The organism is Streptomyces sp. RKAG337 (genome assembly GCF_023701715.1).
Classification (GTDB): domain Bacteria; phylum Actinomycetota; class Actinomycetes; order Streptomycetales; family Streptomycetaceae; genus Actinacidiphila.
This window is the reverse complement of the sequence record NZ_JAJOZA010000001.1, coordinates 1,048,279-1,062,600: the sequence shown is the minus strand read 5'-3', so window position 1 is coordinate 1,062,600 and position 14,322 is coordinate 1,048,279. Positions and strand designations below refer to the sequence as shown.

The 14,322-nt window shown below is 70.2% G+C and carries 11 protein-coding genes; 4 read left to right on the top strand and 7 right to left on the bottom strand.

Annotated elements, in window-relative coordinates; genetic code table 11:
• Positions 1-44: 44 nt before the first annotated feature.
• Entirely contained in the window at positions 45-2,735 is a 2,691-nt protein-coding gene (locus LNW73_RS04670) for a bifunctional acetate--CoA ligase family protein/GNAT family N-acetyltransferase (RefSeq protein ID WP_250989037.1), read from the bottom strand.
• A 231-nt stretch (positions 2,736-2,966) separates the two neighbouring features.
• Here LNW73_RS04670 and pflB point away from each other — a divergent pair, with 231 nt between their 5' ends.
• The 4 genes from pflB (at position 2,967) to LNW73_RS04650 (ending at position 7,148) form a co-directional block, all read left to right on the top strand.
• The gene (gene pflB / locus LNW73_RS04665) at positions 2,967-5,228 is read left to right on the top strand and encodes a formate C-acetyltransferase (protein WP_250989036.1); all 2,262 of its coding nucleotides are present in this window, start codon (positions 2,967-2,969) and stop codon (positions 5,226-5,228) included.
• Positions 5,225-5,953, top strand: a complete 729-nt coding sequence (gene pflA, locus LNW73_RS04660) for a pyruvate formate-lyase-activating protein (RefSeq protein WP_250989035.1) — start codon at positions 5,225-5,227, stop codon at positions 5,951-5,953. Before pflB ends, pflA begins: the two co-directional genes overlap by 4 nt.
• A gap of 161 nt (positions 5,954-6,114) precedes the next feature.
• A complete protein-coding gene (locus tag LNW73_RS04655; protein ID WP_250989034.1) occupies positions 6,115-6,603 on the top strand; it encodes a universal stress protein in 489 nt (162 codons plus the stop codon).
• A gap of 50 nt (positions 6,604-6,653) precedes the next feature.
• Positions 6,654-7,148 carry a DUF5994 family protein gene (locus tag LNW73_RS04650; protein WP_250989033.1) on the top strand — a complete coding sequence of 165 codons (495 nt, stop codon included), beginning with the start codon at positions 6,654-6,656 and terminating at the stop codon, positions 7,146-7,148.
• Between the two features lie 67 nt (positions 7,149-7,215).
• Here LNW73_RS04650 and ppdK read toward each other — a convergent pair whose 3' ends face one another.
• The 6 genes from ppdK to LNW73_RS04620 all read right to left on the bottom strand — a co-directional run bounded on the left by ppdK (position 7,216) and on the right by LNW73_RS04620 (position 14,075).
• A complete protein-coding gene (ppdK, locus tag LNW73_RS04645; RefSeq protein ID WP_250989032.1) occupies positions 7,216-9,873 on the bottom strand; it encodes a pyruvate, phosphate dikinase in 2,658 nt (885 codons plus the stop codon).
• Positions 9,874-10,164: 291 nt separating this feature from the next.
• Positions 10,165-11,223: a zinc-dependent alcohol dehydrogenase family protein gene (locus LNW73_RS04640; RefSeq protein WP_250989031.1), complete on the bottom strand. Its 1,059-nt coding sequence runs from the start codon at positions 11,221-11,223 to the stop codon at positions 10,165-10,167.
• 386 nt (positions 11,224-11,609) lie between these two features.
• Positions 11,610-11,975, bottom strand: coding sequence for an iron chaperone (locus LNW73_RS04635; RefSeq protein ID WP_250989030.1), 366 nt, complete (start codon positions 11,973-11,975; stop codon positions 11,610-11,612).
• A gap of 170 nt (positions 11,976-12,145) precedes the next feature.
• Positions 12,146-12,601 carry a universal stress protein gene (locus LNW73_RS04630; RefSeq protein WP_250989029.1) on the bottom strand — a complete coding sequence of 152 codons (456 nt, stop codon included), beginning with the start codon at positions 12,599-12,601 and terminating at the stop codon, positions 12,146-12,148.
• A gap of 253 nt (positions 12,602-12,854) precedes the next feature.
• Positions 12,855-13,538, bottom strand: a complete 684-nt coding sequence (locus tag LNW73_RS04625) for a helix-turn-helix domain-containing protein (protein ID WP_250989028.1) — start codon at positions 13,536-13,538, stop codon at positions 12,855-12,857.
• A 45-nt stretch (positions 13,539-13,583) separates the two neighbouring features.
• Positions 13,584-14,075 carry a Crp/Fnr family transcriptional regulator gene (locus tag LNW73_RS04620; RefSeq protein WP_250989027.1) on the bottom strand — a complete coding sequence of 164 codons (492 nt, stop codon included), beginning with the start codon at positions 14,073-14,075 and terminating at the stop codon, positions 13,584-13,586.
• Positions 14,076-14,322 lie beyond the last annotated feature (247 nt).

The window sequence follows — 14,322 nt, the reverse complement described above, 5'->3', positions numbered from 1 at the left end:
CGGATTCAGCGCAGTCGGCGCACGTACGGATCGCGGACCCGGATTCAGCGCAGCCGGCGTAGGTACGGATCGTGGACGCGGTGGGGCAGCAGGCGGATGCGGGCGTCGAGCGCGGTGACGCCGCTGGGCCCGGCGACGACCGTGTCGAGGGCGGCTTCCGCGAGTTGTGGCAGATCTTCGGCCATCCGGGACAATCGCAGCAGTAGCGTCTTCAGCCCCTCGATGTCCGCGCTACCGCCGTGGCGCCCGAGGAGCAGCGAGGAGCAGCGTGGGTCGGCGAGCAGTGCTCGCGCGTCACGCTCGGTGAGCGGGGCGAGCCGGGTGGCCGGTTCGGCGGGCGGATCGCAGGCGATACCACCGGGCCCGCACAGGATGAGGGGACCGAACACGTCGTCCTGTTTGACTCCGGCGGTCAGTTCGATTCCGCGTTCGACCATGGGGCGGACGAGGACACCGGTCATGGCGTCGCCGAAGCGGCTCTTGAGCTCTCGGTACGCGGCCCGCACTTCTGTCTCGCCCACCAGGCCGAGCAGGACACCGTCGTGGCCGCTCCCGGGCGGAAGACCGGGACCGTACGCCGTCAGTGCGACGTGTCCGCGGGGCCCGGTGAGCCGGACGGCCGCCTCGGCGGCCGACTGCTCGCCGTCCGCCCGGGCCTCGGGCGGACGCGGGATTCCGTAGCGGTCCAGCAGCTCCGAACAGGCCTCCGGATCGAGCAGGCCGCCTTGCGGGTTGACGGTCAGGAACGCGTCGACGAGGGCGTGCGCTCCGGCGGTGTCGATGTCCGGGAGCTCCGGCATCGTGCCGGGGGGTTGCGCGAGCCAGCGGCCGCGGGCCGCGGCGTGTGCCAGGGCTCGGGCGGCGGCGTGCGGGGCGGAGTACGCGGGCACCGCTCCGCCGGTCGCGTGCAACAGGCGGATGGGCTCCGGCTGGTCGAGGAGGACGGCGGTCACGGTCCGCGAGCGGCGGGTCGTCGTGGACTGTGTCAGGGCTCTGACGAGGTCGTCGCCGGTCGCCTCGGACAGCGCGGTGGGCACCAGGACCACCATGACGGCGTCCAGGGCGCCGTGTACGGCGAGCCGGTCGACGCACGCGCGCAGCGCGGCTTCGCTCACGGCGGCGGTCACGTTGACGGGATTGTCGGCCTGCGCGCCGCGCGGAAGCAGGTCGAGGAGCTCGGCGGCCAAGGTGGCGGGGAGATCGAGGACGGTCAGTCCGGCCGCTTGGCAGGCGTCGGCGGCCATGATGCCCGCGCCGCGTGAGTTCGACACCACGGCGACGTTGGTCCCGGGCGGCAGCGGCTGGGAGTGCAGGATGGCCGCGGCGTCGAGGAGTTCGCCAAGGGTGCGGGTGGCGATGACTCCGGCTTGGGTGAACAGCGCCTGCCGGGTCGTGGCCGGGACGTCATGGTCCGCACTGCCGGCGGCGGCCGAACTCCGGCCGGGGTGCGGGCCGCCGGTGTCGACGGTCAGGACCGGCATGCGGCGGGCGACCCTGCGCGCGGTACGGGAGAAGCCCCGCGGGTTGCCGAAGGATTCCAGGTGCAGCACGGCCAGATCGGTGCGGCCGTCCCCTTCCCACCACTGCAGCAAGTCGTTGCCGCTGACGTCGTACTTGTCGCCGAGGGAGGCGAAGGTGGACACGCCGATCCCGAGCCGGGACAGCCCGGCGAGCAGCGCGATCCCGATCCCGCCGGACTGCACGCCGACTCCGGCCGTCCCCGGCAGTGTCCGGTGCGCGGCGAACGTGGCGTCCATCCGGACCGGCTCCTCGGTGTTGGTGACGCCCATGCTGTTCGGGCCGGCCAGCCGGAGCCCATAGCGCCGGCAGACGGCCAGCAGCTCGGCGGACTGCTCGGCGTCGAGCCCGGTGGCCAGGACCACCAGAGCTCGTACGCCGGCCACTCCACACTGCTCGGCCGTCGCGGCGACGTCGGAGGCCGGCACGGCGAGGACCGCGAGGTCGACGGGGTGGGGGAGAGCGGCGACGGACGGGTAGCAGGGGATGCGCTCGACGGAGTGGGCGTGTGCGTCCACCGCGCGCAGCCGACCGCGGAATCCGGCACGGCGCAGGTTCTTCAGCACCGTTCGTCCCACGGACCCCGGCTCATGGTCCGTGCCGATCACGGCGATGGACCCCGGGCGCAGCAGTGCTCGCAGGCTGGCGGAGGCCGCGGTCCGGCCGCGGTTGTCGACCGCGGCCCGGTAGTACTCGTCCGGTTCGAGCCGGATGACGCAGTGCACAGCGGTGCCGTCGAAGTGGCGAACGGTGTTCAGCCCCAGATCGGCGAAGACCTTCAGCACGGGATGGTTGTCGGCCAGTGCTTCGGCGGTGAAGGTGGTGATTCCGTCCTGTCCGGCCCGGTCGACGAGATGCTCCAGGAGCAGGGTTCCCACCCCCTGGTGGTGGAGGTCGTCGGCGACTGTCAGGGCGATCTCCGCGGAGCAGGGGTCGGTCCCGGTCTCGTACTCGGCGAGGCCGACGACCTGTCCCGCGAGCAGGGCCAGCAGCGCCCGGTGGCCGGGAGTGTGGGAACCGCAGACGCGGTCGGCGGCCTGCCGGCCGGCCCGGCGGCTCGCTCCGAAGAACCGGAGCCGCAGATTCTCGGCCGACAACCGGTCGAACAACCACACCACGGCGGCATGGTCCTCCGGCCGGGTGGGCCGTATCTCGACGGTCCTGCCGTCGGCCAGCAGCGCGTGGGTCTCCTGCACGGGGTGTGCGGTGTCCGTCATCACGGTCCCTCTCCTCGGGTTCCGTTCCACGATCCTGCCGACGGCGGGCAGCGCGCAGGGGCTGGGCGGGGCAGCCGCGAGGGCCGTTCGGCCCTGATCGGTGCGGAGGTCCCGACAGCTGTGCGTCGGGCAGGGCCGAACGGCTGCTCCGCGGGGACCTGCGGGCCCTGGGCGGATTCTCGTCGGCAAACCAGCATGGAGACACCTGAACTGTGAAGGAGTGAGGCGACGATGACTGTGACAACGCCATCCACCAAGGGCGTGTCCGATGCCGCGTGGCGGGGGTTCTCCGGCCGGTCCTGGCGCGACCGCATCGACGTGCGCGACTTCATCCAGACCAACTACACGCCGTACGAAGGCGATGCCTCCTTCCTGGCGGGACCGACGACGCGCACCCTCGCGGTATGGCACAAGGTCTCCGCGCTGTTCCCCGAGGAACGCCGCCGGGGTGTCCTCGACATCGACGCACGGACGCCTTCGACCATCACCTCGCACCGTCCCGGATGGATCGACCGGGAGCGTGAGCTGATCGTCGGTCTGCAGACCGACGCCCCGCTGAAGCGGGCGATCATGCCCAACGGCGGCCTGCGGATGGTCGAGAACAGCCTGCGGGCCTACGGATACGAGCCCGACCCGTTCGTCACGAGGGTGTTCGGCACCTACCGGAAGACCCACAACGCCGGCGTCTTCGACGCCTACACCCCCGAGATGCTCCGCGCGCGCAAGGCCGGCCTCATCACCGGCCTGCCCGACGCGTACGGCCGGGGACGGATCATCGGCGACTACCGGCGAGTCGCCCTGTACGGCACGTCGCGGCTGATCGAGGTCAAGCGTTCCGAGCGGGCCCTGCTGGACGCCCGGCCCTCCACATCCGATGTCATCCGCGACCGTGAGGAGATCGCCGAACAGATCCGCGCACTGGGCGAACTGGAACAGATGGCGGCCTCGTACGGCTGCGACGTCACCCGCCCGGCAACCACCGCCCACGAGGCCGTGCAGTGGCTCTACCTCGGCTATCTGGCGGCGGTGAAGGAGCAGAACGGCGCCGCGATGTCGCTGGGCCGCACCTCCACGTTCCTGGACGTCTATCTGGCCCGGGATCTGGCCGAGGGCCGGATCGACGAGAGCCGCGCCCAGGAGCTGATCGACGACTTCGTCATCAAGCTGCGCATCGTCCGGTTCCTGCGCACCCCGGAGTACGACACCTTGTTCTCCGGCGACCCGACGTGGGTCACCGAGTCCATCGGCGGCATCGGCGACGACGGTCGGCCGCTGGTCACCCGTACCTCCTTCCGGTTCCTGCGGACCCTCGCCAACCTCGGGCCCGCCCCCGAACCCAATCTCACCGTCCTGTGGTCCCCGCGATTGCCCGAGGGCTTCAAGCGGTTCTGCGCCCAGGTGTCGATCGACACCAGCTCCATCCAGTACGAGTCCGATGAGCTGATGCGCCCGCGCACCGGTGACGACACCGCGATCGCCTGCTGTGTCTCGGCGATGGCGGTCGGCAAGCAGATGCAGTTCTTCGGCGCCCGGGTGAACCTCGCCAAGGCCCTGCTGTACGCGATCAACGGCGGCCGCGACGAGATGACCGGCGCGCAGGTCGCACCGGTGTCGACTCCGTTGACCGGCGAGTATCTCGACCATGACGAGCTGACCGCCGCGTACGACCGGATGCTCGACTGGCTCGCCGGCACGTACGTCAACGCTCTCAACGTCATCCACTACATGCACGACAAGTACGCGTACGAGCGGCTGGAGATGGCGCTGCACGACCATCCCGTGCAGCGCACCATGGCCTGCGGAATCGCCGGCCTATCGGTGGCCGCCGACAGCCTGTCGGCCGTCAAGTACGCCCGGGTGAAGGTGATCCGGGACGACTCCGGACTGGCCACGGACTACGAGGTCGAGGGCGAATACCCCGCCTACGGGAACCACGACGACCGGGCCGACAGCATCGCCGTCGACCTGGTGCACACCTTCATGGCCAAGCTGCGTCGGCATCCCACGTACCGGGGTGCGGAGCAGACCCAGTCGGTGCTCACCATCACCTCCAACGTGGTCTACGGCAAGCACACGGGCAACACCCCGGACGGCCGTCGCGCAGGGCTGCCCTTCGCGCCCGGTGCCAACCCCATGAACGGCCGCGATCGCCACGGGCTGGCGGCCTCCGCCCTGTCGGTGGCCAAGATCCCGTACGAGCAGGCCCGTGACGGCATCTCGCTGACCTCGACGATCACCCCGGAAGGGCTCGGGCACGACCCCGCGGAACGTGCCCGCAACCTGGTCGGCATCCTCGACGCCTACACGGCTTCCGGCGGCTTCCACATGAACGTCAACGTTCTGGACCGAGCCACCCTGGAGGACGCCATGGAGCATCCGGAAAAGTATCCCGAGCTGACCATCCGGGTCTCCGGGTACGCCGTCAACTTCGTCCGCCTGACGCGCGAGCAGCAGCTCGACGTGATCAGCCGCACCTTCCACGGTGCGATGTGAGCACCGGCCGGATCCATTCCTGGGACCTGTCCACGGGCGTGGACGGGCCCGGCACCCGGTTCGTGCTCTTCATGAACGGCTGCCCGCTGCGCTGCTCGTACTGCGCCAACCCCGACACCTGGAAACTGCGCGACGGGCGCAGCATGACCGTCGACGAGGTGATGGAGGAGATCGCAAAATACCGCTCCTTCATCGACACCGCCGGCGGGGGAGTCACACTCAGCGGAGGTGAGCCGCTCCTGCAGGCCGACTTCACCGCCGAAGTCCTCCACCGCTGCCACGAGATGGGTCTGCACACCGCCCTGGACACCTCCGGCGCTCTCGGCGCCCGAGCCGGTGACGCGCTGCTCGCCGACACCGACCTGGTCCTGCTCGACATCAAGTCCTTCGACATCGAGGCCTACCACCGGCTCACCGGCGGCCACCTGGCCCCCACCCTGAGCTTCGCCGGCCGACTCGACCGACTGGGAATCCCGGTCCGGATCCGCTACGTGCTGGTGCCGGGCCTGACCGACGACCGGGCCGCGGTGGACGGCCTGGCCGCCTTCGTCGCAGGCCTGGACAACGTCGAAGGGGTGGACGTCCTGCCCTTCCACACGATGGGCACCCACAAGTACGACGACCTCGGCATCCCCTTCGTGCTGCGCGACACCCCCGCACCGGGGCCCGCGCTCCTGGAACGGGTGCGAGGTCAGTTCCGGGAGCACGGCGTGCCGGCCGTGTAAGTCGCAGGCAGGGACGCTCGGCCCCCCGGAGGGACCTGCAGGGCCCCTCCGTATCGGCCCCTCCGCCTGTGAGGCTGGAAGCGAGCGGGAGACCGCACATCACTCCATGACATCGCGCGACATCCCATCGACCGCGGTCCGACGACTCTCCGGAGGGCTCCATGTCCGACACGAGCGCGAACACTCCCGACCGCCCCATCGTGGTGGGCACGGACGGCTCACCGCCCGCCCGCCACGCCGTGCTCGTCGCGTTGCGCGAGGCACAGCTGCGCGGCACCGGACTGCGGGCCGTCTGCGCCTACGACTACGGGCCCGACCGCTACGCCGGCTACGAGTGGCTGACCGCGTCGGACAACGCCGGCCTGTACGTACAGCTGCGTGACATCGCGGAACAGGCTGTGACCGACACCGTCGCCGAACTCCAGAAGGAGCTCGGCGGCACCCCGGTGGAAGTGGAGGTCGTGGTCGAACCGGGACGCCCCTCACAGGTGCTGCTCGAGGCCAGTGCCGACGCCAGTCTGCTGGTGGTCGGCACCCGGGGAGCGAGCTCCTGGGGGCGCCTCAGGCTCGGCTCGACCAGCACCGAGGTCGTGCACCACGCACACCTTCCGGTCCTGGTCGTCCCCGGCGACGACTCCGACGCCGCGTAACTCCGATCGCAACGACACCGGGTCCCGGACCCGGGGACAGGTTCCGCATCATGACCACCATCAGCTTGTTGCAGGCTCCGCACCCGGACCTGACCGCCACCCCCGAGGTCCGGATGCTGCTGAAACCGCAGTGTGCTGACCGGGGGATGGTCGACGGTGCCTGGTGGCCGCGCACGCGTGACCTGGTCCGTGAACTGCCGTCCCTGGTCGCGGTCCTGGACGAGCACTGGGGCCGGATCACCCGGGTCGCGGTGAATCCCCGCAGCTGGCCGGAGATCCCGAAGAAGGTGCCCGCGGGAATCCACACCGTGAGCGTCGGATGGTTCGACGCCGAGCAGGACCCCGACGATCTGCTGCTGCTCTCCTACACCGTCGGGCGCTGGGACCTGCTGATCGTGCCGCCGGAGTGCGACCCCGAGCGCGCCTCGTGGCTGATGTGCGCCGCGGCGGACGTGGACAACCGGCAGAGCGTCCGGGAGCTGATGGCCGACCCGGGGTCGGTTCGGCACACCACCACGCACGCGGCTCCGTGGGAAGCCTTCTGAGGGCTACAGCAGTCGACGACAGCCGGGGCCGGCCTGCGGGCCGGCCCCGGCTGTCGTGGTTCCAGGGCTATGTGCCGTTGTCCTCGGGCGAGTTCACGCGCAGTGCGGCGCGTCCGGACTCCAGGCGGGCGGCCGGCAGGCGGAACGGGGAGCAGGAGACGTAGTCGAGTCCCGTCCGCTCGAAGAAGTCGATCGAGTCGGGATCGCCGCCGTGCTCGCCGCAGACGCCGATCTTGAGGGCCGGCCGGGCCGCACGGCCTTCCCGTACCGCGATCTCCACCAGGCGGCCGACACCGTCCCGGTCGATCGTCTCGAACGGCGAGGCGGCGAAGATGCCCTGAGCGAGGTAGGTGGCGAAGAAGGACCCTTCCACGTCGTCGCGGGAGAATCCCCAGGTGGTCTGAGTGAGGTCGTTCGTGCCGAAGGAGAAGAAGTCGGCCTGCTCGGCGATCCGGTCGGCGGTCAGGGCGGCTCTCGGAAGCTCGATCATGGTGCCGATGGGGCACGTCACCGTCACTCCCGCGGAGAGGGAGACCTGTGCGAGGACGGCTTCCACCTCCCGGCGCACAATGCGCAGTTCCTCGACCGTACCGACCAGCGGAACCATGATCTCGGCCCGCGGGTCTCCGCCGTCGTTCAGCCGCTGTGCGACCGCCTCACCGACGGCCCGTACCTGCATCGCGACCAGGCCGGGAACGGCCAGGCCGAGACGGACGCCGCGCAGTCCGAGCATCGGGTTCTGTTCGTGCATGCGCTCGACGGCGGCGAGGAGGTCGACGTCGTGCGGATCCGGAGTCTGCCCGGTCGCGCGGACCGATGCGACCCGTACGGCCAGTTCGACGCGGTCGGGCAGGAACTCGTGGAGCGGCGGGTCCAGTAGCCGGATGGTGACGGGCAGCCCGTCCATCGCTGCCAGGATGGCGGTGAAATCCGAGCGTTGGAGGGGCAGCAGCGCGTCCAGGGCGTCCTTGCGGCCGGTGTCGCTGTCGGCCAGGATCATCGACTCGACCAGCCGACGGCGGTCGCCGAGGAACATGTGCTCGGTGCGGCACAGTCCGATGCCCTGGGCGCCGAAGCGCCGGGCGCGCGCGGCGTCCTCGGGGGTGTCGGCGTTGGCACGGGTCTCCATCCGGCTCACCTCGTCGGCATGAGCGAGGATGCGGGCCACCGCGTCCACCACACCGGGAGGCCGCTCTCCGGTCTCGAAGTAGTGCATCACCGGTGACTCGACCAGCGGCTGTGCGCCGAGATGGACGGTGCCGGCCGAGCCGTCGATGGACACCACCGTGCCCTCGGCGACCACGGTGCCGTCGCGCGTGGCGAAGTGCCGGGCCGTCTCGTCGACCGTGATCTCCTCGGCCCCGCAGACACAGACCTTTCCCATACCTCGCGCCACCACGGCCGCGTGGCTGGTCTTGCCGCCCCGGCTGGTGAGGACGGCTTGCGCGGCGATCATTCCCGGCAGGTCGTCGGGGGTGGTCTCCCGTCGGACGAGCACCGTCTTGGTGCCCGCGGCAGCCAGGCGTACCGCCTCCGCCGAGGTGAAGACCACGGCGCCGACGGCCGCACCCGGCGAGGCCGGGATACCGCGCGCCAGTGGTGTTCCCGCTGCCGCGTCGTCGAAGCGGGGGAACATCAGATGGGTGAGCTGCTCACCGGTCACCCGGCGCAGGGCCTCCGACGGGGAGATGACGTCCTCGTCGATCAGCTGGGCGGCGATACGGAACGCCGCTTCCGCCGTGCGCTTGCCGACGCGGGTCTGCAGCATCCACAGCCGGCCGCGCTCGATGGTGAACTCGATGTCGCACAGGTCCCGGTAGTGGTGTTCCAGGATTCCCAGGTAGTCGCGCAGCTGCGTGTACGAGAGCGGGTCGATGGCCTCCAGCTCCTGCAGCGGAACAGCATTGCGGATGCCGGCGACGACATCCTCGCCTTGGGCGTCGGACAGATAGTCGCCGTAGATGCCCCGGCGGCCGGTGGCCGGATCGCGGGTGAACGCCACGCCGGTGCCGGAGTCCGGGCCGAGGTTGCCGAAGACCATGGTCTGGATGTTGACGGCCGTGCCGAGGTCGTCGGGGATGTGCTCGCGCCTGCGGTACAGCCGGGCCCGCTCGCCGTTCCAGGACTCGAAGACGGCGAGGATCGCGCGGCTGAGCTGGTCGGCGGGGTCCTGCGGGAAGTCCTCCCCGGTCGCGGCACGGACGATCCGCTTGAACTCCTCCACGACGTCGGGCAGGTCGTCCGGGTCCCGGTGCTCCGCCAGAGCGTCGGCGAACAGGGAGCCGTCGACGCCCATCGCGGTGCTGCCGAACATCTGGATGAGTCGCCGGTAGGAATCCCAGGCGAAGTGCTCGCGGCCGGTGGCCTTCGCCAGACCGTGCACCGAGTCGTCGTTCAGACCGATGTCGAGGATCGTCTCCATCATGCCCGGCATGGAGAAACGTCCACCGGAGCGCACCGAGAGCAGAAGCGGGTCGTCCGGATGGCCGAGCTTGCGCCCGCCGGCGTGTTCCAGTGCGGCCAGCCGGGCGGCGACCTGCATGCCGAGGCCGTCCGGTTCGCCGCCGGTGGCCAGGAAGGCCCGGCAGGCCTCGGTGGTGACGGTGAAACCGGGTGGCACGGGCAGGCCGATACGGGTCATCTCGGCGAGATTGGCGCCCTTCCCACCGAGGAGGCCGGCCATCTCACGGCCACCCTCGGTGAAGTCGTACACGTACTGGACCATGGTGCGGCCGCCTCACTTCGAAGGATTGAATCGGGGGCCGGGAGCCGGCCCCTGCCGTCGATGCGCCGTTCAGTAGGCCTGGCTCAGCCGTGTGACGGGCCGGGGAACGAGCCTTGTGGTGTCTCGGGGACGAGCAGGACCGGGCAGTGGGAGTAGTGCAGCAGCGCGGTGGCGACCGGGCAGATCACGGGTGCCGACGACGGTGAGTGCGGCGTTCCGGCCACGGTTCACGATGGCCTCGACCGCGTCGCCGGCCACCGCCGCGGAGACCTACAACGATGTGTCCAGCGGTCATGGCCGGTCCTTCGCGGGTCCGCTGCTCAGGACGACCTTCAGAGCGCCGCTGTCGGCGGCCCGGGAGAAGACGTCGTACGCCTCCTCCATCCGGTGGAGCTCGAAGTCGTGCGTCACCAGGGACGACGTGGGCAGCCTTCCGGCAGCCATCATCCGCAGCAGGGCGGGGGTCGAGTGGGTGTCGACGAGTCCGGTGCGGATCGTCAGGTTCTTGCTCCACAGGGATTCCAGATGCAGTGTCGCGGACGTGCCGTGCACGCCGACGTTGGCCACGTGCCCTCCGGGGCGCACCATGCGGGTGCACATCTCGAAGCTTGCGGGCACGCCCACCGCTTCGATGACCACGTCGGCCCCCAGGCCGTCGGTCAGCTCCGAGACCAGTTCCTCAGGGCCCTCCGCGGCGTTGACCACCGTGTCGGCGCCCATGCGTTTGGCGGCCTCCAGACGGGTCGGCGCGAGGTCGACGGCGATGATCCTGCCCGGCGAGAACAGCTGAGCCGTGGTGATCGCGGCAAGTCCGATGGGGCCGGCGCCGACCACGACGACGGTGTCGCCGGGACCCACCCGCCCGTTCAGCACGCCGACCTCGTACGCCGTGGGATAGATGTCGGCCAGCAGAACGGCGTCCTGGCTGTCCACAGCGGCGGGCAGCAGGTGCACCGACAGGTCGGCGAATGGTACCCGGACATACTCGGCCTGCGTGCCGTCGATCGTGTGGCCGAGGATCCAGCCACCGCCGCCGAGGCACTGCCCGTAGACGCCCTCCCGGCAGAAGCGGCAGCGTCCGCAGGCGGAGATGCAGGAGACCAGGACCCGGTCGCCGGGCCGGACCGTACGTACCCCACTGCCAACCTCGACGACCTCCCCGACGGCCTCGTGGCCCAGGACCGTACCCGGCGGGACCTCCGGTACGTCGCCCTTGAGGATGTGCAGATCCGTACCACAGATGGTGACGGCATCGACGCGGACGATCACATCATCGGGGTCCTGGATCCCCGGGTCGGGAACGTCCTCCCATGCCGACTGTCCCGGGCCGTGGAAAACGAATGCCTTCATGGCCGTTCCCTTCATCGAATGCGTCCGGCGTCCTGCTGCGGCTTCCGCCGGGGGCCCTCGGCCGCGTGCCGCGGGAACGGGCCGGCGGGGCCGGTGCCCGCTCCGCGGTCCCTCAGGTACAGCCTGACCCGGCACCGGTGCCGGCCGCTTGGGCCACTCGGACCCGGTACCGGGGTCCAACCGGCCCGCATCGTGGAGAGAGGTCCGTGACGGCGGAGTGCCTGGCCGAACCGGCCGCGTCTCCTCAGCTGAAAGCGGTCTTCAGCGCCTCGAAGGCGGTCTTCGGGTCGGAGGGGACGTGGTGGATGCCCGGGATCTCCTTGTCGACCCAAGATCGTTCCATGTTGCTGACTCGTCTCGGGCGGCACCCCCGATGCCTGCCGGTGTCAGCAGATCCTGCCGGGCCGGGCCGCAGTGGCCTTGAGCAGATCCCGCACCAGGCCGAAGTCGATGCTCTCCGGCTTGCGGAACCGCAGGCAGCCCTTGCCCATGTCGTGTCCGGCCAGCCGTTCCTCGAACGCCTCACGGACGTCACTGCGCATGAGGTAGAAGGAGATGTACTGTTTCTGGCTGGCAAACGCGATCTCGCAAGCGCCGTCCCGCTCGTATGCGGGCATTCCGTATGCCATGACCTCGTTGAAGCCCACCAGCTCCTCCCAGCACAGCTGCCGCACCTTGGTCAGCGCGGCCTTGCGTTCCTCAGGAACCTCGGTCAGGTAGCCGTCGACGTCGCTTGCCTTGCTCTGCACCATTCCGTGAGGTTATGCCGGATTCAACGCCCTATCGACATTTCAAACACTTCTCAGCACTGGTGACCGCCACCGGCCCGGCCGGACGTCAGGAGACCGCCCGGCGGGGCTGCCGCCGGGCGGTCTCCTGATCGGGAACAGGGCGAAGACCCCGTTCAACAACACACCCCGGTTCAGGCGGGAACAACGACGACCGGGCATGGCGCGTGCTGAACACAGTGCTGACTGACCGAGCCGAGCAGGATCCCGGCGAAGGCCCCGTGCCCCCGGCTGCCCACGGTCAGCAGCTGCGCTCCGACCGCGGCCTCCAGAAGCACCTCTGCCGGATGTCCCTCCACCACTCGGGCGAGTACCTCGACGGGCCTGTCGAACTGTCCTGACACGTCGGCGACGGCCGCGTCGAGGTTCTTGCGAACGCTCGCGGCGATCTCACCGGTGTCGACGATCCCGGGTGTCCAGCCGTAGCTGGCGACGTAGGTGTCGGGGTTCTGCCAGGTAGCGATCGCCTCAACGGTGGCGTCGGTCAGCCGTGCGTACGTCATCGCCCATTTCAGCGCCGACTTGGAGCACTCCGATCCGTCGACTCCGACGACCACACGTCGTGCAAGTTCAGGGGTCTGCTGCGGCATTGTCGATCTCCTGAGAACGAGGGCCGCCGACCCGACGGGCCGGCGGCGGTCTGCGAGCGGGACGAGCAAGGTCAGCGGCTCGGCCCTGACCGATCGGTTCCAGGCATCTTCGCTTCCTTCGTGAGCGCCGAACCGGCGTCGCTTCTACTGTGCGACGCGGTGCGGACCCCGCTCTTGGGCCGAAGAGGGACATCCATAGGGCCGAACGACCCTCGCCGTGTGTGACGCGACGGTCGGTGGCGCGGCCTTCAGGTCAGCGGACGTGAATCCGGCGTCCGGTGATGCGGTCCGGATGAATCCGCACCCACATGGCGCGGTCGCCGCCGGCCCATGGCCCGCTGTGGGTCTGTTCGATGAGGTGCCGGACGGTGTCCGGGTCCGTGACGTGTTCGGCGTTGCCGACCACGAGCACGCTCCATCCCTGGCTCAACGCCTCGTCGATGTGATCCACCTCGAAGGCGACCCGGGCCCCGATCGACAGAGCGGGCGCGGATCCCGGCGAGGTCCTGAACACCAGCGACCCGTCCGCCATCTGGTAGTTGACGGGGACGATGGCGGGACCTTCGTCGCCGGTAACGGCGATACGTCCCACCCCGTGCGTGGACAGCCGTGCTCGGCATTCTTCCGGCGTCATCTCCACCAGTTCCGGATGGCGGGCCGCCTTTCCGAGCCCGGGCGGCAGATCCGTGCCGCCCCCGCGCAGCTCGGACACCGTGGTCTGCAGTGCGTCGGCGAGGCTGAGGAGGAGGACCGCGCTGGGGACAGCGGTCGGCTGCTGCTCCAGGTACTCCAGATAAGGCGTGGCCATACCTGCCAGGTCGGCCACCTGTTCGCGGGTGAGGCCCAGTTGTTCGCGACGCAGCGTCAGCCGCCGTCCCATGTCGCCGACAGGCTGCGGCCGGACGGAAGCGGCGTCTGTTCTCGTCTGCTGGTTCATGGCCAATCGCTTCCCTGGTGATGTCGGTGGGTCCCGGGTTCGGTGTCAGCTGTCGTCCTCCGGGCCGCCCACCGATACGGAGGCGCCGTGGTTCACGCCGAACGGGCCGTACAGGTCGAGCAGCCGGGTGCGCGTGGCGGTGAGGCGGCCTCCGATGACCGCGGCGCAGAGCAGGACGAACTCATGCCCCAGTGCGGGGTCGGCGGAACACAGGTCGCGGACCGCCGCCGCTGGGAACTCGGTGGCCTGCACGGCGGTGTGCGCCTGGGCGCCGAGTTGCCACCGGAACGGCGGGAACAGCCAGGACCAGCCGAGGAGTTCGCCCGCCGAGACGGTCTGCACCGCGGCCGCCTGCCGCCCGGGGACGTGCAGGTCCAGGGCCACCTCGCTGCGGTCCAGGACCCAGAAGCGTTCAGCAGCCTGGTCGGCGTCGAAGATCCGTGCGCCCGCGGGAAAGGCGACCGGTGTGGACAACGCCATCAGCCGGTCACGGTGTGCGGTGGTCAGCGTGTCGAGAATGGAGTGTGTCGTGGACATCGCACTGTCCGTTTCCGCGGCTCCGCGGCCTTCGACGTGTGCAGACGTGGTCGCGCTTCGCCGCTTGGGTCGACCGTCGTTCCTGCCTGCCCTCCCATCCTCACCCCGGGGCGCGGACGCGGGCAGGGGCCGAACGTCCTCAGCCGGCGGCAGGGCGGCCCCGGGTACGATGCTGTTGCCGGCACGCCACAGAAAGTGACGATCCCGTCGCTCACGCGCACCCGCACCGCCCCTTCAATGTCCGATG